This is a genomic window from Dyadobacter alkalitolerans DSM 23607, assembly GCF_000428845.1.
GTDB classification, from domain to species: domain Bacteria; phylum Bacteroidota; class Bacteroidia; order Cytophagales; family Spirosomataceae; genus Dyadobacter; species Dyadobacter alkalitolerans.
Window position 1 is genome coordinate 1 of the sequence record NZ_AUAS01000015.1, and the last position, 24,456, is coordinate 24,456.

Annotated in this window: 17 protein-coding genes and 1 pseudogene; 9 read left to right on the plus strand and 9 right to left on the minus strand. The window is 46.5% G+C overall.

Annotated features, from left to right (window positions below):
* Nucleotides 1–242: 242 nt before the first annotated feature.
* Nucleotides 243–1,703, minus strand: a complete 1,461-nt coding sequence (locus tag G395_RS0122025) for a tetratricopeptide repeat protein (RefSeq protein ID WP_026632060.1) — start codon at nt 1,701–1,703, stop codon at nt 243–245.
* 73 nt (nt 1,704–1,776) lie between these two features.
* Nucleotides 1,777–4,413, minus strand: a complete 2,637-nt coding sequence (gene gyrA / locus G395_RS0122030) for a DNA gyrase subunit A (protein WP_026632061.1) — start codon at nt 4,411–4,413, stop codon at nt 1,777–1,779.
* A 279-nt stretch (nt 4,414–4,692) separates the two neighbouring features.
* On the opposite strand from gyrA, the gene G395_RS0122035 reads away from it, so the two are divergent.
* From G395_RS0122035 to G395_RS0122055, 5 genes are all read left to right on the plus strand, one after another.
* The gene (locus G395_RS0122035) at nt 4,693–5,997 is read left to right on the plus strand and encodes a gluconate:H+ symporter (protein ID WP_026632062.1); all 1,305 of its coding nucleotides are present in this window, start codon (nt 4,693–4,695) and stop codon (nt 5,995–5,997) included.
* 188 nt (nt 5,998–6,185) lie between these two features.
* Nucleotides 6,186–6,662: a RidA family protein gene (locus G395_RS0122040; RefSeq protein WP_026632063.1), complete on the plus strand. Its 477-nt coding sequence runs from the start codon at nt 6,186–6,188 to the stop codon at nt 6,660–6,662.
* 1 nt (nt 6,663) lies between these two features.
* Complete coding sequence (locus G395_RS0122045) at nt 6,664–7,770, plus strand: D-TA family PLP-dependent enzyme (protein WP_026632064.1); 1,107 nt, start codon at nt 6,664–6,666, stop codon at nt 7,768–7,770.
* A 22-nt stretch (nt 7,771–7,792) separates the two neighbouring features.
* Nucleotides 7,793–8,863 (plus strand): dipeptidase, encoded by a 1,071-nt coding sequence (locus G395_RS0122050; RefSeq protein WP_026632065.1) that lies wholly within the window; start codon nt 7,793–7,795, stop codon nt 8,861–8,863.
* Nucleotides 8,864–9,102: 239 nt separating this feature from the next.
* Nucleotides 9,103–9,354, plus strand: coding sequence for a hypothetical protein (locus G395_RS0122055; protein WP_026632066.1), 252 nt, complete (start codon nt 9,103–9,105; stop codon nt 9,352–9,354).
* On the opposite strand, the gene G395_RS0122060 is transcribed toward G395_RS0122055, so the two are convergent.
* From G395_RS0122060 to G395_RS0122070, 3 genes are all read right to left on the minus strand, one after another.
* Nucleotides 9,351–9,923, minus strand: a complete 573-nt coding sequence (locus G395_RS0122060; protein WP_026632067.1) for a DinB family protein — start codon at nt 9,921–9,923, stop codon at nt 9,351–9,353. The two genes, G395_RS0122055 and G395_RS0122060, sit on opposite strands and share 4 nt — an antisense overlap.
* A 68-nt stretch (nt 9,924–9,991) precedes the next feature.
* Complete coding sequence (locus G395_RS0122065; RefSeq protein WP_026632068.1) at nt 9,992–10,576, minus strand: Crp/Fnr family transcriptional regulator; 585 nt, start codon at nt 10,574–10,576, stop codon at nt 9,992–9,994.
* 6 nt (nt 10,577–10,582) lie between these two features.
* The gene (locus tag G395_RS0122070) at nt 10,583–12,820 is read right to left on the minus strand and encodes a bifunctional alpha,alpha-trehalose-phosphate synthase (UDP-forming)/trehalose-phosphatase (RefSeq protein ID WP_026632069.1); all 2,238 of its coding nucleotides are present in this window, start codon (nt 12,818–12,820) and stop codon (nt 10,583–10,585) included.
* A gap of 391 nt (nt 12,821–13,211) precedes the next feature.
* On the opposite strand from G395_RS0122070, the gene G395_RS0122080 reads away from it, so the two are divergent.
* The gene (locus G395_RS0122080) at nt 13,212–14,924 is read left to right on the plus strand and encodes a tetratricopeptide repeat protein (RefSeq protein ID WP_157486772.1); all 1,713 of its coding nucleotides are present in this window, start codon (nt 13,212–13,214) and stop codon (nt 14,922–14,924) included.
* A 405-nt stretch (nt 14,925–15,329) separates the two neighbouring features.
* On the opposite strand, the gene G395_RS0122085 is transcribed toward G395_RS0122080, so the two are convergent.
* The 4 genes and pseudogenes from G395_RS0122085 to G395_RS0122100 form a co-directional block, all read right to left on the minus strand.
* A complete protein-coding gene (locus G395_RS0122085; protein ID WP_026632071.1) occupies nt 15,330–18,413 on the minus strand; it encodes an efflux RND transporter permease subunit in 3,084 nt (1,027 codons plus the stop codon).
* Nucleotides 18,414–18,430: 17 nt separating this feature from the next.
* Entirely contained in the window at nt 18,431–19,468 is a 1,038-nt protein-coding gene (locus G395_RS0122090; protein WP_026632072.1) for an efflux RND transporter periplasmic adaptor subunit, read from the minus strand.
* A gap of 145 nt (nt 19,469–19,613) precedes the next feature.
* Nucleotides 19,614–20,783 (minus strand): annotated as a pseudogene (locus G395_RS29945) (TolC family protein); the annotation flags it as partial.
* 109 nt (nt 20,784–20,892) lie between these two features.
* Nucleotides 20,893–21,507: a TetR/AcrR family transcriptional regulator gene (locus G395_RS0122100; RefSeq protein WP_026632073.1), complete on the minus strand. Its 615-nt coding sequence runs from the start codon at nt 21,505–21,507 to the stop codon at nt 20,893–20,895.
* 161 nt (nt 21,508–21,668) lie between these two features.
* On the opposite strand from G395_RS0122100, the gene G395_RS0122105 reads away from it, so the two are divergent.
* The 3 genes from G395_RS0122105 (at nt 21,669) to G395_RS0122115 (ending at nt 24,455) form a co-directional block, all read left to right on the plus strand.
* Nucleotides 21,669–22,187 (plus strand): DinB family protein, encoded by a 519-nt coding sequence (locus G395_RS0122105; protein ID WP_026632074.1) that lies wholly within the window; start codon nt 21,669–21,671, stop codon nt 22,185–22,187.
* A gap of 150 nt (nt 22,188–22,337) precedes the next feature.
* Nucleotides 22,338–22,964 carry a hypothetical protein gene (locus tag G395_RS0122110; RefSeq protein WP_026632075.1) on the plus strand — a complete coding sequence of 209 codons (627 nt, stop codon included), beginning with the start codon at nt 22,338–22,340 and terminating at the stop codon, nt 22,962–22,964.
* 150 nt (nt 22,965–23,114) lie between these two features.
* Nucleotides 23,115–24,455, plus strand: coding sequence for an MFS transporter (locus tag G395_RS0122115; RefSeq protein WP_026632076.1), 1,341 nt, complete (start codon nt 23,115–23,117; stop codon nt 24,453–24,455).
* Nucleotide 24,456: the final 1 nt, after the last annotated feature.

The following is a 24,456-nucleotide window of genomic DNA, read 5'->3' on the forward strand; positions in this document are numbered from 1 at the left end:
AAGTACCGCCCGGCGGCCCGGCAGCGGTTCAGACAGCGGAGCTGCGTCTGTGAGATATGCAGATGTTTATGGATCTTTTATTTCTTTGTAAGTCGTTAACATTCATGATGTTACTATTTAAGTGTACACTAAAAACAGTAACATATGTTTTGTTGTATAATTTATATTATGTTAAATAGACTTACGTAAATGAAACAAGCGCCTATTCAGCGCTTGTTTCATTTACTATATCGTTAAACTTCTTACTCTTCAACGCAAGCAACTTGTTTTGCAGCGAACTGCTCAAGAACTCCGTTTACAGTGGTTAAGTTATCTTTTGCCTCAGCTTCGTCTTTTGCTTGAATGGCTTTTTCGAAATATGGCTTCGCCTTTTTGAATTTACCGCAAACACGACCTTCGATTTCTTTGCCGCGTTGCTGATATTCCGTCATGTTCATATTATCAACTTCGCCTTTCAATTGTACAGCTTCATTGAAATAGAAAACACCAAGGTTATACAAAGCGTCATAATTTGCGCCGTCGATCTCCAGTGCTTTTTTGTAGTTCGCAATAGCTTTCTCACTCGCGTCTTTCTGTTTCGCTTTCAGGTCTGCCAATTGTTTTTCAGATCCTGACGATGCACTGCTTTGTGCAGCTTCCGTCGCAGATTTCACTTCACCTTCCATTGTTGCAATGGTTGCGATCGTTTCTTTTTTCTTAGCATTCACATCCGCAAGCTGACGTTTCAGATCCGCATTTTTTGGTTGCTTCTTAATCAACGCGCTGATACGTTTCACCTCACCGTCATAAACTTCAATCTTGCCTTTTTCTGCTTCCAGGTTTTTAGTCAGACTTGACGCTGATTTACTTCCTGAACCCATTTTAGCACTCAACTGCTTTACGCTGTCAGCAGCAGTACGCTGCATGTTATCGTAAAGAATTGCAAGGTTAACGACGTTCTGAATGTTCTTAGGATCAGCCTGTGCCAATGCTTCCAGCTCGCTGATCGCTTTGGACTCATTACCTGATGCCAAAAGAATGTTAACAACTTCCGCTTTCAAGTCTTTGTTATTAGGCGACTGAGCCAATCCTTTGTTCAAAGCTTCAATTGCTTTGTCGAAGTTTTTCTCTTCACGATATAACTGAGCCAATCCGTAGAATACGCTTGGATCTTTACCGCCATTTGCAGCATATTTCTCGAACTGCTCTCTCGCAACGTCTTTCTTATCAAGTTGTTGCGCAGCAATTCCGCCGTAAAGCGAAGCCAGCGTATCTTTTTTATTGATTTCCTGAGCAGCCGTGAACATTTCAAGAGCGCCACTCAGGTTTTTCGCCTGGTATTTTTCAGCACCCTGCTTTACGAAAGCATTGAAAAGCTGAGACCCCTCTCCGCCTGCAAGCACATTTTCAGCTTCCTTCGCAGATTTACCAGGTTCGCCTTTTTTCGTTTTGTCAAGCTCCACAACCTTTTTGTAAGCTTCCAAAGACGTTTTGGCCGCACTTGAATCTACTTCTGATCCTTGCAAAGCAATGTTTTCATACAATTTTGCTCTTTCCATCCAGAATGAAGCCTTTGCACTAGCCTTTGCATCAGTCAGGTCTTTATCGCTTTTCTCTTTATCCTTACGAAACTGGTCTACAACAGCCTTGTTTACAGCATCGTCCTGCGCAAACGCTGACATACTGAAAAGGCTAAGTGCAGACACAAAAAACAATTTTTTCATAAATATTAAACTTTGGTTGTGATTGATTGTTCGAATTCTAAATATAGATCAATTAAAATAATTTTTACAAAAATCATGCCTCTGGCTCGTCAGAAGGATCATTTTCATCTTCTTCGTCGTCTTCATCTTCAATCACATCTTCTTCATCATCCAGCTCTTCTGCCTGCTCATCCGCCGAAACGATGATCATATCCGAAGTTCCTTCTATCGCTGCCGACGGGATTACGTTTCCGTTTTCATCCAGTTCTTCCGCTTTTTCGTCCGGATCCTTCAGGATTCGTGTAACCGAAGTAATTTCATCCGAATTGTTCAAACGGATCAACTTAACCCCCTGCGTGTTACGGCCGGCCAGACGAATGTCCAGTACGCTCATTCTGATCGCGATTCCATTTCGGGTAATGATCATCAGGTCATCCTGCTCAGTAACTTCACGGATTGCTACCAATTTACCCACTTTGTCGGTGGCATTCATGGTCGAAACCCCTTTTCCACCACGCTTGGTAATCCGGTAACTGTCTATTGCAGAACGTTTTCCAAAACCATTTTCTGAAACCACGAGCAATTGGGCATCTTCGCGGTTGATACAAACCATTCCGATTACTTTATTATCCGCATCATTCAGATTGATACCACGGACACCTGCGGCAGTTCTGCCCATCGGTCGAACTCCTTTTTCATTGAAACGAACAGCACGTCCTGCACTCGATGCGATAACGATGTCATTGTCGCCATTGGTAAGCGCAACATTCAACAGTCTGTCGCCTTCGTTAATTGAGATTGCAATAATTCCGTTTGTTCTCGGACGAGAGTATGCTTCCAGCAAAGTTTTCTTGATTGTGCCCTGCTGCGTACACATAATGAGGTAATTATTGTTGATATAATCCGCATCCGACAATGTGCGAACGTTGATCACTGAACGAATGGAATCTCCATTTTCCAGGCTGATCAAATTCTGGATCGGACGGCCCTTGGATTGCTTGCTTCCCTCGGGAACTTCGTAAACCTTCATCCAGAACAATTTACCATATTCGGTAAAGATCAGCAGGTAATTCAGCATGGTTGCTGAGAACAAATGCTCGGTAAAGTCCGTATCCTTGGTTTTCACACCGCGGGACCCTACTCCACCCCTTGTCTGCGTACGATATTCTGCTAATGGTGTTCTCTTGATATAACCTTCATTCGAGATCGTGATCAGCATTTCATCATCCGGGATCATATCCTCGTCGCTGAATTCTTCCGCTGAAAACTCGATCTTAGTACGGCGTTCGTCGCCGTAACGGTCTTTAATCTCTCCTAATTCCGTTCTGATAATGTCATACTTGCGTGATTCGTTTGCAAGAATGTCTTTCAAATCCGTAATCAAAACCATGATCTCCTCGTATTCCTTCACGATTTTGTCTCTTTCAAGACCTGTTAACCGTTGCAGACGAAGTTCAAGAATCGCTTTGGCCTGAATCTCGCTCAGTTCAAACGACTCCATCAAACCTGTTTTCGCTATTTCCGGATCACGTGCGTTACGGATCAATGTGATAACGGCATCCAGGTTATCCAGCGCGATCAGCAAACCTTGCAAAATATGCGCTCTCTTTTCTGCCTCGCGAAGTTCGTACTCGGTACGACGTGTGATAACCACAATCCGGTGATCAACATAATGTTTGATCAGATCTTTAAGATTGAGCGTTACCGGACGTCCTTTTACCAACGCCACATTATTCACCCCGAAACTCGATTGCAGCGGCGTGTATTTGAACAAGTGGTTCAATACAATGTTAGGAACTGCATCTTTTTTCAAATCAAAAACGATGCGCATTCCGTCCCGGTCAGATTCATCGCGGATGTCCGAAATGCCGTCCAGTTTTTTATCATTAATAAGGCCTGCAATCCGTTCGATCATCGCGGCTTTATTGGTCATGTAAGGAATCTCCGTAATGATGATTTGCTCCCTACCCGTCTTTGAAACCTCAAACTGCGCTTTGGAACGCATGATAATGCTTCCTCGGCCGGTTTCAAAAGCAGACCTTACGCCCTGGTAACCGTATATAATCCCTCCCGTTGGAAAATCAGGCGCCTTCACGTGCTCCATCAGTTCCGGGATCGTGATATCGCTGTTATCAATGTAAGCCAGGACTCCGTCGATAACTTCCGATAAGTTATGAGGCGCCATGTTGGTGGCCATACCCACGGCGATACCGGAGGAACCATTGACCAATAAATTTGGAAACTTAGCGGGAAGAACCGACGGCTCGGATAAGGAATCGTCAAAGTTGGGCTGAAAATCAACCGTGTCTTTTCCCAGGTCATTCAGAAGCTCGTCAGCAAGTCGTTTCAATCTTGCTTCGGTGTAACGCATTGCCGCCGGATTATCTCCATCCACCGAACCGAAGTTACCCTGGCCGTCAACCAGCGGGTAACGCAGCGACCACGGCTGGGCCATACGCACCATTGTATTATAAACAGACGAGTCACCATGCGGGTGATACTTACCCAAAACCTCCCCTACTATACGAGCCGACTTTTTATGCGAGCGATTGTAATTCACACCCAAATCCGACATCCCGTATAACACACGCCTGTGAACCGGTTTCAAACCATCGCGAACGTCGGGCAAAGCGCGGGAAATAATAACTGACATCGAGTAATCGATGTATGCTCCACGCATTTCATCCTCAATATTAATGGGGATAATGTTTTCACCAGAAGATTCTGCCATAAAGAATTAGAAAAGAATCGAAAATTTAAACGAGCAGCTGAAAAGTCCAACTACCCAATGAATTAATACTATAATGTAAGTTCTAAAAAGTCAAATTTCGCTATTTTAAAGCATTCTAACAAACTATCTTTTGTGCTATTTCAGCATTCCTTTCGTATATCGGTGATCCTTCGGAATTTAAGGAAAGAACGTGCTTTCAAAACTTAATTGGCTTCTATCATTAAATTTTAGTTTCTTCCAGCTTATTATCTAAAAGCTTACTTTTCTCCCAATTCCATTATGCCTTTATTACTGACATTTATTGCCATACTCGCCCTCATTGCCCTCATTGCCTGGCTCAAAATCGACACTTTCATCTCCTTCCTGCTCGTTTCCATCGGACTTGGCCTGGCTAGCGGGCTGGATGTGGAGACGGTTAGCAAAGCCATCCAAAAAGGCGTTGGCGGAACGCTGGGCGACCTCGTTCTGATTGTCGGTTTCGGTGCAATGTTAGGGAAAATGGTTGCTGACAGCGGAGCAGCGCAAAGGATCACAGACGCATTAATAGGACTTTTTGGAAAGAAATACATTCAATGGGGAATGGCTTTGGCCGGTTTTGTGATCGGTATTCCCTTGTTCTACAATGCTGGTTTTGTGATCGTCATTCCTTTGATATTCATGATCAGCGCCACTGCGCGACTTCCTTTATTATATGTCGGTGTTCCGATGCTTTCCGCCCTATCGGTTGCGCACGGCTATCTTCCGCCCCACCCCTCGCCTGCCGCCATTGCCAGCCAGCTTAATGCGGATCTTGGACAAACATTATTATACGGGATCATGGTCTCCATTCCTGCAATCGCCGTAGCCGGGCCGCTCTTCGGCAGCACGCTGAAACGCTTCCAGCCAAAACCAGACGAAGATCTTTTCAATGTAAAACCGCGGCCAACGGCCGAACTGCCTGGTTTGGGAATCAGCGTGGTAACCGCTCTGTTACCTGTATTTTTACTGACGAGTATGTCGGGCGTAAAACGCATTTATCCTGACAATAAGATCATTGGCCTGCTTGCCGAACCCTATTTCGGAATGTTGATTTCCGTATTGTTCGCTGCCTATGTGCTCGGAATCCGTCGCGGAATGAATATGAAGAACGTGAGTAAATCCATGGAAGAAGCATTCAAGGGCGTATCCGTGATTCTGCTGATCATTGCGGGAGCCGGAGTTTTTAAAGAAATCATGACAGCGAGCGGCGTAAGCACTTATATAGCCGAAAGTTTGAAAGGTGTCGACATTTCGCCCTTGATATTAAGCTGGGGAATTGCTGCGATCATCCGCATTTGCGTAGGATCGGCAACCGTTGCCGGACTCACCACGGTGGGCATACTTTCACCGTTGCTGGTAACCTCAGATGTTTCCCCCGAACTGCTCGTATTGTCCATTGGTTCAGGCAGTTTAATGTTCTCACATTTAAATGACGGTGGTTTCTGGCTCTTCAAGGAATACTTCAATCTAAGCATCAAAGACACGTTGCTCACTTGGTCGGTTATGGAAACAATTGTGTCTGTAATGGGATTGCTGGGGGTTTTAGTGCTAAATTTGTTTGTCTAGGAGTTAATTTTGAATGACTGAATGAGTGAATGTTTTTAATGTTGAGTGAATGATCATACGCATAAAAACATTGTCACAATCATTTCCTAAGCTTACCAAACATTCAATCATATCACCAATTACGCATTCAATCATTCAAAATTCACCCATTCACCCATTCACCCATTCACTCATTCACTCATAAAAAAATGAACAACACCCCTGAATCCAACTTCGCTGCCCTTGGCCTTAACCTTCCTCCAGCTCCAAAGCCACTTGGCGTTTATAAGCCGCTCCTGATCGTGGATAAACGCTGGGTGTATGTCTCAGGACACGGAACGGTGCAGGATGACGGAACATTAATCAAAGGTCGGATCGGTAAGGACATGGACGCGGACGCAGGAAAGCTGGCAGCGCGCCAGGTTGGATTGACGATCCTGTCGACATTGAAAGCTAACCTGGGGAGCCTGAACCGGATCAAGCGGGTAATCAAAGTTTTAGGCATGGTCAATTGCACACCTGATTTTGAAAAGCACCCCTTCATCATCAACGGATGCAGTGAGCTTTTTGCTAAAATCTGGGGCGAAGAAAACGGAATCGGCGTAAGAAGCGCAGTAGGAATGGGAAGCCTTCCTGATAACATTCCGGTGGAGATTGAGGTGATGTTTGAGCTTGAAGAAAAGTAATATGTGGTTCAAACTTAACAACCCCGACGAAGTCATTTCCCCTTCCCTGCTATTTTATAAGGATCGGATCGAAAACAATATCCGTGGCATGGTAAGCATTGCCGGCGATGCCGACAGGCTTATTCCCCACGTAAAGACGCATAAATCCGGCGAAATCGTAAAAATGCAGCTGGAACAGGGCATCAATAAGTTCAAATGCGCCACGATTGCAGAAGCCGAAATGCTTGCCAATGCCGGTGCAAAATGGATTTTGCTTGCTTACCAGATGGTTGGCCCGAACATTACCCGACTGTCGGCTCTGCGCGAGAAATTCCAGGATGTGAGTTTCGCTTCTCTTGTCGATAACGAGAAGTCGGCGGACGACCTCAATGACGTGGGCATTGCCAATGATGTTTTCAATGTCTTTATTGATGTAAATAATGGCATGAACCGCTCGGGACACGTTACCGACGTTACATTGCTTTCCTTATATCGTTACATTTCCGGACTGTCCAACGTTTCCTTCGGCGGCGTTCATGTGTATGATGGTCATCTGCGTGATCCGGAGTTTTCCGATCGTAAACTGGCTGTGGATGAAGCATTCGAAACAGTTCTCCCACTCTTTGACCTGATCAAAAACCATACGGGCAATGCGCCCATGATCATCGCCGGCGGCTCTCCTTCATTTACTGTACACGCCATGCGCCCGGATGTGTATCTGAGCCCGGGCACAAATGTGCTTTGGGACTGGGGTTATGGCGACCGGTTTGATGGTCAGCCATTCCAGCACGCAGCACTGGTCCTGACCCGCGTTGTGTCCAAACCTACGGCTGGCATTGTCACCATTGATCTGGGTCATAAAGCCATTGCGCCAGAAAGCCCGATTGAAAACAGGTTTAGACTGCTCAATCTGCCGAGCTATACATTGATCGGACAGAGCGAGGAACATGGCGTGTTGCAGGTTACGCAAGACGTTTGGGATGCTACGGAGATCGGCGATGTGCTCTATGCCCTGCCCTACCACGTCTGCCCGACGGTTGCATTGCATGACTTTGCCTCCATCATTGAAAACGGAGCAGTAACCGACGAGTGGAAAATCGTGGCCCGGAACCGTCGCCTTACCATTTAATTCAATTCCTAAACAAAATAAAATGTTTCTTTTCGATGCCCATCTCGACCTTTCCATGAATGCTGTGGAATGGAACCGGGACCTTACCCAGGATTTAAATGCGATCCGACAACGTGAAGCAAACCTGAACGATAAACCAGACCGCGGCAAAGGCGTTGTCAGTTTTCCGGAAATGCGTAAAGGCAACATTGGCATGTGCGTAGCAACACAGATCGCCCGTTTTGTGAAACCCGACAGCAAAATCCCGGGCTGGCATTCGCAGCCACAGGCATGGGCGCAAACGCAGGCGCAAATCGCCTGGTACAAAGCAATGGAAGACGCCGGTGAAATGGTTCAGATTGTCGATCTTGCTGGTTTGCATCAACATTTAGATCTCTGGAAAAATGCAGCATCTACCGAAAACCTGCCGATTGGCTATATCCTGAGTCTCGAAGGGGCCGATTCCTTTATCAGCCTCAAAAATTTGGAAATCGCCTATCAATACGGTTTGCGCGCGATCGGACCGGCACATTATGGCCCGGGCGTGTATGCTTACGGGACAGATTCCGACCAGCCATTATCCCAGAAAGGGAAAGATCTGCTGCGCGAAATGGAAAAGCTGAATATAATTTTGGACGCGACACACTTGTGCGATACGGCGTTTTGGGAGGCGCTGGATATTTTCAAGGGTCCTGTGTGGGCAAGTCATAACCTGGTCCGAAAGATTACGCCGCATAACAGGCAGTTTTCCGACGAAATGATCAAGGAGCTGCTCGAAAGGAAAGCAGTTATCGGCATGGCGTTTGATGCGTGGATGATGATCCCGGGCTGGGTCCGCGGGAAATCAACCCCGGAAAATATGGGCTTGAAGATCGAGCATGTCGCGGAACATATCGACCATATCTGCCAGCTTGCCGGAAATGCATTGCACGTCGGGATCGGCTCCGATCTGGACGGCGCCTATGGAAAAGAACAGTCGCCTATGGACCTGGATTCCATTGCCGACCTGCAATCGATAACCGGGATTTTGTCTGCAAGAGGTTACTCGGCCGCGGATATTGAACAAATCATGTGGCGCAACTGGGTTGATTTCCTGGATCGTAGCTGGAAATGATCTACTTCGGAAAAATCTAATAAAATCTTAATATTCCAATAATATTATTTAGGGAAAAGCTTTGCAACTTGCATAAGAGTTGTGAAGCTTTTTTTTGTGATGCATTTTAAGATAAATTAACATTTACTTATTTGTAATTATTATAAATAAGCGCCATCTTTGATAAACGTTAGTAGGCCAATATTCCAATGCTTGACCAGGTTTCATTCCGGACTATCCCTTCATAAATTTCGAGTACCATGCGTAATACATATAAAATATCATTTCGAACCAAAATAAAGAACAACAAATCCTTCCAGCGATTGCACGACTGCCTTAAACAACTGAATGTGAAGCACTGGGCTTACGATTTTCAGGATTTGTTATTAACCCTAACCTCGGAATTGTCTGATTTTTCAAAGATCCAGGCTGTTTTACGTTCAGCGGGATACGTTTGTCATTTTGTAAAGCTGGAAAACCTGAGCGAACCGAAAGGCCTGTCGCTTACCTAGCCATTTTTAGTCGCTTTTGCGCCCATCAAATTCCGTTTTGCCTGTTGCATATGCCGCTCATTGTGAGCAATCAGGAACTGAAACACATCTCCAAGCCGAAGTTTGATCAGCTTGGAGATGGATATGGGGATTTTAATTTTACCAAGATCCTTGTTACGGGCTTTCCGGATAAAATCCATTAATGCTTCCTGCTGCCGCAGAAACTCTCCAACCACTTTCGCGCCGTCCAGATTTGAGGCCGGAATATGACCTTTCATCGCCTTATATTTCTTTTTGCCTGTTTCCGGGTCCATCATTCTGGTAAAATACGCGCCAAACCAGGAGCTTTTAAACTCGGGAGTAAGTGCATCTGGTGCCTGCAGTAAACTTTTTTCAATGTGTGGTAAATAAAAGTCTCCGTAACTATTAAGATGGTCCAGACATTGTGCAATGCTCCAGCCACCCGTGGGGGACGGCTTGTTCAGATCGGCGTTGCTGAGGTTCTGAAAGAGGGCAATGGCTTCGGAAATGTGCTCCTCTATCCTATCTTCCAGTTTTCGGAGCAGTTCGGCTTTGTTTACAGGTTTCATTTTGCTATTGTTTTATAATGCAAAATTGAAAACTGCGAAGCGATAAATTTTTGGTAAAAACCAACATTTCAAATCTTGACCTTATTTATCAACTTACTAAAATTTGTTGCGTCTATGCCCAGGTAATTGGCCAGATACTTGTGTGGCACGAGCTGTAATATGTGCGGGCTGCGGCGAAGCAAGTTCCGGAATTTATCTTCCGAAGAAAAGCACTGCACTTCCACAAGCCTTTCCAGGATGCCGGAAAGCGTCTGGGTTATGCCAAGCCTAACCATATCGGCAATTGCCGGATGCTTAGCCATCATTGCTTGCAAGTCGTTGAAGGGAGCTCGCAGAAATTCGGATGGGGTAAGTGTTTCATAATAATACCGCGAAGGCTGGCCCAGGAGCAGGGAATCCACAACGCCACCGAACGAAGGCGGATACATAAAAGCCAGCGTCGCCTCGCGGTTCTGATCGTCCAGATAATAAACCCGCTGAATGCCTTTGACAACGAAATACAAATAAGTTTCGGTTTGGCCAGCCGTCGTCACCACTTCCTTACGACCGGCTGTATACGGTTTCCATATTCCCGAAAATGCATCCCAGTCTTCGTCATTCAGCGGCCTGACTGATTCTATAAGTTTTCGCAGCAGCCGAAGCTCTTCTTGCATGTCTTTTTATTCCGCGATGGATGAAACCATAAAGTTAAGGAAATGAAAAACTTCTTCCTGGCTTTTAATGTGGTTTCTGGCTGCGGACAAATCGTCGCCGATCTTGATCGTGAAAGCAGTTTCCGGAAGTGCTTCGAACATATCTTCGTCCGTAGTGTCATCACCGATGGCCAGTACAAAGTCATAGTTGCCATTTTCAACAAAAGCCCGGGATGCGGTTCCTTTGTTAAACGCGGTCTTTTTAACTTCGACAACTTTACTACCATCGATAACCTGCAAATTCAGTTCCGGTTGAATGTAGTTTTTGAGTTGCCAAAGCAGCTCCTGTGCACGTCGCTGGGCATATTCTTTATCATCGGCTGTCCTATAATGCCATGCTAGCGAAGTTTCTTTTTCCTCAACAAATGCACCCGGGCACCGTTTGGCATAAATATCCATGATCGGACGGATGCTCTCTTTCCAGTTTTCTTCATAGCTCTCGTTCAAATCCCACTGGTCGCTCCCCTTGGTGCGTATTAGCGCCCCATGTTCGGCAATGATATGAACAGGAAGGTCTTTAAAGAGATTATCCAGAAAATGACGGTCACGTCCGCTGATGATAATGACCGTATCCCTTTTCGCAATTTCCAGGATCAATTTCTTAACATCCTCCGATACAATGGCTTTGGAAGGATCCGGCACGATGGGCGCCAAGGTGCCGTCGTAGTCAAAGAAAAGGATACGATTGGTAGCAGATGTATAAGCATGACGAATGGCGTCGATGCCTTTATTGGTAAGAAAAACCTGTCTCAGGCGCTCGTGTTCTTGTTCTAACATGGTCATTTGGGTAAAAAAGTCTTCTGTCCAGGCAAATACGTCGTACGCTTTGATACGCCCACGCATGGCATCCATCCGCTTTGTCTGCTCCTCTTCGGGCATTTCAAAAGCTATTTTAATGGCGTCCGCAATGTCCTGCACATCAAGTGGATTAATAATTAACGCCTCTCCGAGTTCCGCAGCCGCGCCGGCCATTTCACTCAGGATAAGCACACCTTTCCGGTCCTTGCGGCTTGCCACATATTCCTTGCAAACAAGGTTCATTCCGTCGCGGACAGGTGTGATTAACGCGACATCGCTTGCCGTGTACATGCCTACCAGTTCATGGTAAGGCATTGAGCGATACTGATAAATTATCGGCTGCCAGTAAATGTTTCCATAATCCGCATTAATGCGGCCCACCGTCTGGTCGATCTCCGATTTCATCTGCTGATACTGCTCAATGGTGTCCCTCGAAGGAACCACGACCATAACGAACGAAACTTTTTCATGCCACTGCGGATATCTTTCCAAAAAACGCTGAAAACCGCGCAGCCGGTGAATTATGCCTTTGGAATAATCCAGCCTGTCCACCGAAAATATGATCTTCTGATTCAGAGATTGCCTTGCTTCGTTGCGCGCCTCTGCAACCATAGGTTCGTCGTACGCATCATTGAATTTATCAAAATCTACGCTGATAGGGAACGAATCCACTTTCACGATCCGGTTGCTCATGTTAATGTAATGCAGCTTATTGCCATAGCCCGACACAAGCCGCGCTGCTTTCAGGAAATATTCAACATAGTCATTTGTATGAAAACCAACCACGTCTGCTCCTAAAATTCCATTCACAATGGCCTTACGCCAGGCGACGGGCAGCAAGCGGAACAGTTCGAATGATGGGAAAGGAATATGAAAGAAGAATCCGATTTTATTATCAGGGAATTTACTGCGGATCATTTCGGGCAGCAACATCAGCTGATAATCCTGCACCCAAACTACATCACCCGGCTGGATGATTTCCTGAATTTTATCAAAAAACAGCTTATTGGCGATTTGATACGCTTCAAAGTATTCGTCATTGAACCGCGCAAGGGAAGGAAAATAATGGCATAGCGGCCAGATCAGATTGTTGCAGAATCCTTCGTAGTAATTTTCATTCACATCATCCGGAATAAAAACCGGGTGCGCCTGAAAGTCATCATTAGTAAGCGATTGGCCTTCCAGTTCTTCCCTGGTGTTCTCCGAGAAACCAACCCACTGTATCTTTTCACCCTCGTTGAATACAGGCCCATTTTTGTCTTTGACCAAGGAGAGTACAGCCGAAACAAGGCCTCCTGAATTTTGGAATAATTGCACCTGATCGTTTTCCTTAACGATTTTAAATGGCAATCGATAGGCTACAATGATTAATCTTCCTTCGTTTTTCTGTTGTTTTAAATTTTCCATAGAACTCTAATAAAATTATAAAACTTATGCCAAGTCTCATTTTAGCACCTGAAATGAAAAATTTGATGTGGTCGGGATTTGTATTAGCTTAGCACCTGCAACCTCTTTCATCATTTTATCGGAACCGATTTATCGTGGCACCAGCTGTTTACGGTTGAGTTGCAAGCAATTAATTTTGCTGTTTTCCATAAATTAAAGTGATGGCTGAACACAAATACAGGTTTCAAAACCTAAGATTAGTCAAGGACTACAATTGTGTAACCGCAGATTAATACTGTGCCACTCTTTTGTTGTGGGTTGCGGGCGGTCAGAAATGGCCGCCATTTTTTAACACATTTGCCTTCGGTGGCAATCAGGCTCAACAACCCAAACCTAACCCTCCCGAACATTAATGAGATGCATTTTTAGTAAATGTTTCATTTTAATATGCCTTCTATTTTCAGCATTTGTTGCTGATGCTCAATTCGATAACATTGTAAATAAGCCCCCCATCGAGCGCTACACGGCCCTCCGGCGATTTATTGACCTTCATATCAATAGCGGTGACAGAGCAGCCGGTTACAAATCACTGGAAACGCTCAAACAAGTCGCTACGAAGAACAACGATGAAGATTTAGTCCTAGAAGCAGAATTTATGAAGATCATGCTGAATCGGGAAGTCGATAAAAAAGCTTCCAAGCGGCATATCCTAGATCTTAAAGCCTTAATAGCAAAATCTTACGATGTGGGGAACATGCAGATCCATCTCCGGGCGAGAAGGTTCCTGGCGCATTTGTATTGGTATGATACAAAAAATTATGAACGCGCATTTGAGGAATATTTGACCATACACCCGCTGTTAACAAAGATCTCAGACAAGAATTTTCCAGAAAAAGCATACTTCCTTACCCAGATCGGCGAAGCTTACTATTATTTCGGCGATTACAAAAATGCCATCAGTTTCTCACGGGAAGCATTGACTGCCAACGTGATCCAGGAACATCGCGGCGTGCACAACACCGCATTGAACACCATCGGCCTGAGCTACATTAAAACCGGATTTCTGGAATCTGCTGATTATTATTTCAAACGGATCCTGCAAAATGTGGGCATTGACGACTACAATGTCTGGAAAGGCATCGCGCTGGGAGACCTTGGCCATACAGCTTATCTGCGTGGAAAATACGATGAAGCGATCCCGCTTCTGGAAGCAAATGTCGATCAGGCTGTGCTTATTTCGGATTATAGTCAGGTTGCCAGATCACGCACAATGCTTGCCGACATTCACTTTCGGCAGAACAATATCGCGAAAGCTGAAAAAGAGATGCGCCTGGCGCGGGAAGCTGTGGCACGTTGCGGGAATGACAAGCCGCTCGAACAGCTTTACCAGGTTTTCGGCAAAGTCCACGCCGCAAGAGGCCATTTCGGCTTAACGAATGTTTATCTCGACTCGGCGACGCGAATCAGGAACATTTTTGAACAGGATTTCAATTCGATTCAAATGCTTCGGGCGGGTGAAAAGGCGCAAATACAGGCACACCGGTCCGCTATGGAGCGAATCGCCACCGAAAAGCAGATCAAAACATTGGAGCGGAATATCCTGCTCATTCTGGTGCTGCTGCTGGTTGTAGTCGCATTGTATTTTTATAAAACCCATAATTACAAAAACCGTGAAAAACAGCGTGCTATCAACGATCAGCTCGCCAAAGCGGAACAGGAACTAAACTTTGCTTCTATCCAGCTCGAAGAGTTTACGCGGAGCATTTCGGAAAAAACCCAGCTCGTGGAAGAGCTCAGCGCGCGGTACGGCATGAACGAGAGCGAGGAAACGGTTCAGGAATTGCAGAACATTACAATCCTGACCGACGAACAATGGGAGTATTTCAGAAGTCTGTTTGAAAAAATACACGTGGGTTACCTTTCGCGGCTAAGGGAAAAACTTCCCGGTCTTACGCCTGCCGAAACCCGGTTTATGGCGCTTGCCAAACTGAATCTTACCTATAAAGAAATGGCCAGCACGCTCGGAATTTCCGTGCAAAGTGTGCGCGTGATCCGCCACAGGATCCGCAAAAAACTGAACCTCCCGGAAGAATCGGATTTGAGGGATGTGGTTACTACAATCTGAGGGAGTAACTGAAAACTGAATCGAAAAGATAACCCGCAAGCTATCAGTGCATTTCAAATTGGAATGTTTTTGGAATGCCCCAATTTCGGGTCCGCTAGGTGGTTATTCCTACATTTGAGGTGTTAGACATCTTCTCAGTGAAATCCATGCGACTGGTCAAGTACAAGTATTTCTTTCTGCAATCCTTCCTGCTTATTCTCTTATTAATTCTCTCGGTCTGCCGATGGCACAGCGGACAAGTGGGGAACGCACAAAAGAAGACTCGGATGCACCAGGAAATGTCTGACCAACTTAGTGCACGTTAATCCTCCTCGTGATATGTTTTTATCGGCACCAGCAATAGAACCGCGTTACTCTTGCTGGTGCCGTTTTTTTGTTTCTTACCAATGACCTGGGCCGACAGTTTTAAAACTGAGGTTCCAAGATCGCTTCTTCCTTATCCACATGCTCGATCGACGGCGGCAGAAGTTTGTACATCACCGGCGTAACGAGCCTCGAAAGCAATGTAGAACTGATCAATCCGCCGATTAGCACCAGCGCCAGCGGCGAATAAAGCGCGCTGTATTCGAACACGAGCGGCAGCAAACCGCCAATCGCGGTCATCGAAGTTAGCAGGATCGGCACAAACCGGATTTCCCCAGCTTCAATAATGGCTTCTTCAATCCCTATTCCTTGTGCACGTAGCTGATTGGTAAAGTCCACGACCAGCAGTGAATTTTTCACCTCAATTCCTACTAATGCTATAAAACCGATCGTTGCCGTGAAAGAAAGCGTCTCACCGGTCAGGAAAAGCATTGCCAGGCCGCCTACTATGCCCAAAGGAATCACGGAAAGCACGATCAGAATGCTCTTGAATGTCTTGAATTCCAAAATTAGAACGCCCAGGAACCCGAATATAGTAACGAGAATGATCAACCCTAAACCGCCGAAGCTTTCTTGCTGGCTTTCTTTTTCACCTGCCACTGTAAAGGTCTGGCCATCGGCAAACTTGAACTGCCCGAGCTTGGCTGTAATGTCCTCGTTGATGCGCTGCACATTGTAACCAGGCTTCACAAAGGACGAAACCGTCACATAGCGGTCCTTATCATAATGCCGGATCTGGTTCGGTGAGCTTTCGAATCCAATGTTGGCCACATTCTTTAAGGGAATGTTCGCGCCGGATGCGGAAGTGACATATAATTTGTCAAAAACACTATAATCCTGGATGGTTGCATTCCGGGAAACAGACACATTCACATTATAATTATCTGCTTTGCCGACATCCTCGCGATACGTGGCTACATTCAGTCCCGCCGTGCCGAGCCGCACGGTACGGTCAATGTCGGCCGATGAAATGCCCAGCGTTCCTGCTTTCTGTTTATTAATGTTCACTTTCAAATCTGTCGGCTGCACTTGCAGGGGATTGTTTACATAGATCGTCCCTTCCACCTTGCTCAGCATATCAGCTACGCGGAATGCGGTTTTACGCAGGTCGTCAAGGTTCTCGCCATAAATGCGGTAAGCAAGCGGCGCCTCGATCAGCGGGCCTTGTTCAAAATCCTTCACTTTGATTTCCGCCCCGGGGTAACGTTCCAGCTTTTTCCTTAACCGCTCGATAATTTCTACTTTTTCCTCCGTTTCGAGCCCTTCCACCTGCACAAAAATCTCGGCAAAGTTCTCACTTTCGTTCCGCTGGATAACATTGTAATAGACCCTTGGATTTCCTTTTCCCACATTGGTCGCAAACGAAGTGATCTGGGGCTCCTGTTTTAAAATCCCTTCGACATAGCGTGTCACCTGATTCGTCTTTTTCAAATTGATGCCCTGCGGCGTTTCAATGTCGATGAGGAACATCGGTTTTTCCGATTTTGGAAACAAACTATTCCCGATTAGCGGGACCAGCGCGAGTGAACCTGCGAAGATCAACCCGGCCAGCACCAATGTAACAGCAGGCCATTTCAATGCTTTGTCCAAAAGACTTCCGTATGTTTTATGAATGCCTTTCTTCATGCCACGCAGCAAAAAGTTACCTTCCGCGCTCGCATGCTTTTTTAATATAATGCTGGACAAAAACGGAACGATCGTAAGCGACACCAGCATGGATGCGAAAACCGTGGTAATTACAGAAAGCGGCAGACTTCTGATAAAATCGCCCGCGCCTTCCGGCAGGAAAACAAGCGGTAAGAAGGCAAAAATCAATAAAATCGTACAACCCACAACCGCCATACCGATCTGCGAGGATGCTTTCACGGCGGCCTCGACGCGGCCATAACCCATCCGCAAATAACGCTCAATGTTCTCGACCACCACAATGCTGTCGTCCACGAGGATCCCTAAAGCCACAATCATCCCTACAATGCTCAGCTGGTTGATATTGTAACCCAGCAAGTTCATCATTGTAAGCCCGATGCTGAGTGAAAGCGGAATGGAGATCATCACCACCACCGAAGCCCGAGAGCCCAGCGGCAGCAAAGTCAGCAACACAAGCAGGATGGCAATGCCAAAATCCCTTGCGAAATGAGATAAACGAATGTCAACGCTTTTGGCCTGATCAAAAACCTTAACCAGCTCAATGTTCGACGGGAGCTCCTTTTCAAAGCTCACAACAATAGGTGCAACCTGGTCCTGAACCGCTATGATGTTCTCGCCTTCTTTCTGGCTTACATTCACGAAGCTGCACCGGAAACCGTTCAAGCGCGTAATGTGCGTTTCGTCTTCATAACCCAGCTTCACATCCGCAACGTCTTTCAGGTAAACGATCTTCCCGCCGGACGTAGATACAACTGTATTTGCGACCTCTTCCAGCGTCCGGTAATTTCCGCTGGTCTTAATGTTCAGCTTTTTGGTTGCCATACTGATGCTGCCCCCCGGAATGTTCACATTCTCGCTTTGTAAGGCACCGATAATCTGGTTCTGCGTAAGCTTTTGCTGGGCGATTTTTTCCAGGTTCAGGCTTACTTTCACCTGGCGTTCGGGAAAGCCGGCATACTCGACCTTTTTCAGCGATTTGACCTTTTCAAGTCGCTCCTTAAATTCTTTGGAAAACCTTTTCAGCTGCGCATAGGAAGCATTTTCGCTGATCAGTGCATACTGGTAAATGCTCACGTCCGACGGGATCTGCTTGTTGATCCGAATGTCATTAATGTCCGCAGGTAAGCTGTTTCTCAGACTATTGATCTCGCGCACCAGTTCCTGGTATTTATCATCCGGATCGGAACTGTATTTATACTGCACCTGCATTACGGCCAGCCCGTCGTTGATGTCGGTGATCACGTGCTTCATATCGTCCAGCTCATTGATCTTCTTCTCCATCGGGTCCACCACCAGCTGTTCCATATCCTTTGGACTGGCGCCGGGGTAAACGATGACGACGGTGAACTGAGGCGGATGAATGTCGGGATCTTCGCTGCGCGGCATCGTGAAGAGCGAATAAACGCCCAGCGCCAGCACGGCCAGGAAAATTACCAATGTAAACTGGTAATTCTTAACGGCAAATTCAGGTAATTTCATGACGTAGGGGTTTGATGTTACTGTACTATTTTGATTGCCGAGCCATCTGCCAGATAAGCCGAACCTTCCCGGATGATCTGCGCACCGGCATCAATCCCCGAAAGAATAAAAGCCTTCTCCCCTTGCAGAAACGCTACTTTAACCGGCTTTTTCAATGCTTTCCCATCCGCTGCCACAAACACAAAAGCGCTGTCGCTTTCGCCCTCTATCAAAGCATCCACCGGGACGGATATCATCTCGGTATTTTGTTTCGGATAAATGCTAACCTTTGCAAAAAGACCGTTTGCGAGCTTGGCGGGCTGCTTATCCAGCCGGATTTCGGCCTGATATAGGCCTGAACCCGCATCGCTGCCTTGCGAAAGTGTTGCTATGCTTCCTGAAAAAGTCTGCGGATAAGCGTCAAAAACGATTTCTGCTTTTTCGCCGCCTTTCAAGCGCGTCCAATCCTTGTCTGTCAGGCCGCATTTGATCACCCAATCCTTGTTATTTGTGCTGCTGATATACAACACCGGCACACCGCCCGCCACTTGCTCGCCGGGATTCTTTAACTTTTGGATTACCACGCCGTCCGTTGTTGCGTAAATCTTAGCCTGCGAAAGGTTGAAACGGACAATGTCCAGTTGCTTTTCGGCCACATGCAATGTGGTAAGGCTGTTTTCCAGCTGTTCTTTTGTATTCACACTGTCACGAAACAAGTTTTGAGTGCGTTGGGCGTCGCGCTTGGCTTTCATAAAATTTTCCTCTGCCTGTGCCATTTGCGCTGCGAATTCTGTGGCATTAAGTGTCGCCAAAAGTTGTCCTTTATGCACTTTGTCGCCTTCTTTTACCAGGATAGTATTAATTATCCCGCCTACTTTAAAGGAGAGGTTCGCCTCATTCTCAGTCCCGAGCAACCCCGAAGTCTGCACGGGCTGCGATTGGGTTAATGCTGCCGAACTGATGATTTTTACGGGAATAGTCGGGTCCGTTTCTTCCACTTTCTTTTCTTCCTTGCACGCAAGCAGCGCGGCCGAAAGGATGAGCATCATCGTGCCCGTTTTGATCATATTTTTCATGGCATATTTTAAGTTTAGAATGAATAACTGGCTTGCGCACGCTCCAACTCTGCGAACGTGTCTGCATGATCATATAGGAAATACTTTGTTGCAACTGGTCGCTAATGAGCCGGTTTTGCGCATCAAGTAGCTCTATGTAAAGCAGTTGTCCTTCGCGGTAAAGCTTCTGCTGATCCTGGTAATATTGCTGGGAAAGTGCCGTTTGGCTTTTGGATGCCTGGTATATTTTTATAGCTGCATTCAGTTTGTTAGCAGCCGTCTGCGATTCCAGTTCCAGCTGCTGCTCGGCCTGACTGATGCGCTCGCCCGTCACTTTACCATCCAGTAGTGCCTGCCTGGTTCGGTACTGCGTGCGATTACCCGCAAAAACGCGCCAGTCGAGCGTAAGCCCGAACAGATAATAACGCGTGTCATTATTGAAATTAAGGAAATCACCTTGCGAACCCAGGTCTATAAACGTTGCTAACCTTGGCAGAGCAGACGCTTTTTCCAGCTGGGCAGAAAGCGTGTTGATTTTAGCAAGTGATTCCAGTTTCAACAGTTCCTCGCGTTTGGCAAATGTGCCTGGTCCCGCCGCCAGCTCGGTCTGAATGTTGTCGCCGGTTTCTATTTTAGAGTCCAGCGGCGTGTTAAGCAGGAAGTTGAAATAAGCCGCTGCGCTTTTGGATTGATACCGGGCCTCTTCCAATTTTGCCTCTAAACCGATCAGCTCATTCTCCGAGCGGCTCACAACTGTTCTTATTGCTTTATCATTACTCACGAGCACGCGATTGAAGCGCAAGTTTTCCCGGGCCAGTGTTACGGCGCTTTCCAGGATGAGGATTGCTTCTTCGGATTGCAGGTAAGCATAGTAACCAAGCTTCACTTCCTTGACCAGTTCGCGCTTATAGACATCATAATCAGCCTGTTGGAAATGGATCTGTTCCTTTCGGATTTTGGTATTAACCCCTATTTCCGGATTGTAGAGCGGCAGCGAGGTGCGGAATTTGGCGTCATAATAGTTATTGGGATTAAATGTCTGGTTTACATTCTCAACCTGCGGAAATGCCGACGAGCTCGTGAGCTGGTTTAGAGATGTATAAACCGGATTCAGCAGATCACCGATCGGAATGCTGATCTTCCTTCCTCCGCGTGAGTCCAGATATGATGTGTTGAAATTGACTTCCGGCAGGAAATAACTTTTGGCTTCTTTCAATGCATACAGGCTCTTTTGCAGCAAAAAGTCCTGTTGTTTCAGTCCCTGGTTATTCTTCAATCCCTGGCTTATGTAAACATCCAGCACGCGGTTTTGTGCAAAAAGCGTTTGGGAAATCATGGTTATTACTGCGAAAAGAAGCAATTTTTGACGTAGACGGTCAGGCCATTTACTGGGACGTAAATGACGTTTATTTAGTGAACACTGTTTACTCACGGCTAAATTTTTTTTACACTCTCAGGTTTTCTAAAAAAAAGTTGACGGAACTTTCCATCATGTGAAGCATTACGTCGTCAGGCATATCCATAATGGACAATCTTTCACGCACATACAGGGAGACCAATCCGTGCCCAAAGGACCACACGGATATCGCTAGGACATACTTGTCCATCGGTTTGATAAGATTCGCTTCCAGGCAGGCGGCGATCGTATCCACCACATACTCAAATGCACATTCACCGGCATCCCATTTTTCTTCTGATTTGATCTGCGAGAGCGGTGCGCGCATGATAAACATCAGATCGTAGTAGTCGGGGTTGTCCATCGCGAACTTGACATAAGTCTTGCAAACAGCGATCAATCGGTCGAACGGGTTTTCGATTGCATCGTGCTTGCGGAACTGCTTGTCCAGTAATGCGAATGCATTTTCGTGGATGACATAAAAAATTTCATCCTTGTCTTTGAAATACAAATAAATAGTAGCCGGGCTGTATTCAATGTCCTCCGCAATGGTCCGGATGGAGGTTTTGTCATAACCTTGCTTTAAAAACAGCTGTGTGGCCGAATCAATGATCAGATTGCGCATATCCTGCCTCTCCCGCTCTTTTCTCTCTTTGATCGCCATGTTTCAGTGTTTTCGTCGTAAATATAATAAACAGTGTTTAGTAAAATCATTTTATGTAGAAAAAATATTTTTCAAACTCCAAAACCTGCTGACATACGGCTGTCATAAGGCCATGTTTCCTTTGTATTGTTCAAACAAAAAATCACTAAAAACCTTTGACAATGGAAACCAACAACACATTCACCAATGAAACCGCTGTGTCACCAGCACTATTAACAACCGAAGCATTGCTCACTCACTGGCAGGGACACCGCGCCCTGACGCGCAAGGTGATCGAAGCATTTCCTGAGGATGCATTTTACAATTTCTCCATTGGCGGCATGCGTACATTCTCTTTGCTGACGATGGAAATGATTGGCCTGGCAGCACCCGGAATTCGCGGCATCGCATTCGGTGACTGGACTTTCGGTGATCCCGTGCTGGATCACTCAACGCCTCCGCCGTCGACAAAACAGGAAGTGCTGAACCTCTGGGACCTGGTAACTGAATACATTAACACGCTCTGGCCACAGATCCGTCCTGAGCGATTTGAGGAAAGTGAAGCTGCGTTCGGAATGTATGAGAACACGATCCTGAACACAATCATTTATCTGATCGATAACGAGATCCATCACCGCGGACAGGGATATGTGTATCTGCGTGCGCTGGGTGTTGAGCCGCCTGCTTTCTGGGATCGGTAGAACAACATTCAGCCATATCATCAGCATCTATTAGCCATCAATTGAACCGGAACAGCCTGCGTTTTGATAGCGCAGCGCTGTTTTCGTTGGAATGGTTTTGGTAAGATTGTGAATAGGATTACATTTATCATTCAATCTATCCAACACTATATGAAGATTCTGACCGTAACATTATTTTCTGCAATGGTTTTAGCAGAAGCATTTTTTGTTGAGTCACACGCACAAAAAATCGGGTCCCGGCCCGCTCCTACCGGCAAAATTCCAAGCTCAGGCCCGGGACAGCCCGCCAGGCCATACAGCGAATATCAGCCAAAACCGACCGGACAAATTCAGGGCGCAACGCAGGCTGCCGATCCCAGTGTCGTTTCAGATCCGGTGCCTGTGGTGCAGCAAGGGCAGGTTCCTAAGGTAAACACATCTCAGGATCCGGCCACGATGCCTGAGAGATACATGCCTGCAACGACGCAGCCCGTTGAGCAGGTAACTGAGGTCGAGCAAACGACCACTGCAACACCACAAACGGGATCGAATGGGCAGACACAGACAAATGTGCAGACACAGAATGGCAGCACAACCACGCAAACAACACAAGGTGTAACGCAACCCGCGACATCGACAACCACAACGACGACCAACAGAACAACGACCGTTCCGGCAACCAGACAGAATGTTCAGCAGACGCAGCCCGCCCGGCAGTCACAGCCGGTGCAGCAAACCCAACCTGTACAGCAAACGCAGCCTGTGCAGCAGACGGTGCCCGTTCGCAGCGCTCCCTGATGAAAGTTACCACAAACGGCATGCAGAAAATGGCACAATTCCACCCTGAAATTGTCTTATAACACCTCTCTGCATGATGGCTTGATGTAGTAATTTTGTAATGTCGGAATTGGATCCATTTCAGCATGACATATCTACTTACTATTAGCCATGAAAACGTTTTATTCCATTTTAGCTAATTCCCTGGCCGCGACCCTGACGAACACCTTCGTCTGGTTCGCGGTTACTTTTTGGGTATATCTGGAAACCAAATCCGTCATTGCCACCTCGGTCATGGCTGGGATTTACTTTGCAACCGTTGCGTTATCCGGCTTTTTCCTGGGCTCCATTGTGGACCGTTATAAGAAAAAGACCTCAATGACCATTTCCGGGATCGCTACATTGATCTTGTATGTGCTGGCGTTGCTTACATATGTTTTAACTCCCGAAGCCGACTTCAAAAATCCTGGCAGTATCGGACTCTGGGTTTTGATTGTCCTTTGCCTTCTGGGTGCGTTGGTCGGCAATATCCGGGCCATCGCCATTTCAACGGTTGTAACAATCCTGATCGAGGAAGACAAGCGGGATAAGGCAAACGGGCTTGTGGGAACCGTTAATGGCGTTTCTTTTTTGGTTGCGTCGATTTTCAGCGGGCTGGTGATCGGCTTCCTAGGCATGACCTGGATGCTTGCCTTAGCCGTCGGCCTGACCATTGCGGTGCTGCTGCATTTGTTTACCATCCATATTCCCGAAAAGGAAATTGTACAAACAGGCACGCACATGGAAAACATTGACATTAAGGGCACGATTGCCGTTGTAGGACTTGTACCAGGACTTTTCGGACTTATTTTTTTCAATACATTTAACAATTTTCTGGGCGGCGTTTTTATGTCGCTCATGGATGCTTACGGCCTTTCACTGGTTACAGTGCAGGTGTGGGGCATTTTGTGGGGTGTATTGAGCCTCGGATTTATTGTTGGCGGGCTTGTTGTTGCAAAGAAAGGACTTGGCAAAAAGCCTTTGCGCACTTTGTTTGTTGCCAACATTATCATGTGGACGATCTGCATTTTCTTCACAATTCAGGCATCTATCCTATTGCTGGCTGTTGGGATGTTCATTTATCTGTGCCTGATCCCGGTCGTGGAAGCAACCGAGCAAACGATCCTGCAAAAAGTGATTCCACACGAAAGACAAGGCCGGGTTTTTGGTTTTGCCCAAAGCATTGAGCAGGCCGCGTCGCCCATCACTGCCTTTATGATAGGACCTATTGCCAAATTTATCTTCATTCCGTTCATGACAACCGGCGCCGGCGTTGATCTTATCGGCTCTTGGTTTGGAACAGGGACTGCACGCGGGCTGGCACTTTTATTCACCGTCACCGGAGTCCTAGGGCTCATCGTAACATTAATTGCAATGCGCTCAAAAGCATATCACAAGCTATCCCAGATCTATAAGAGACCGGAACCCGCCTTTACAGAAGCTGACGCGATCGAAGCGAAGGGGGAAATTTAAT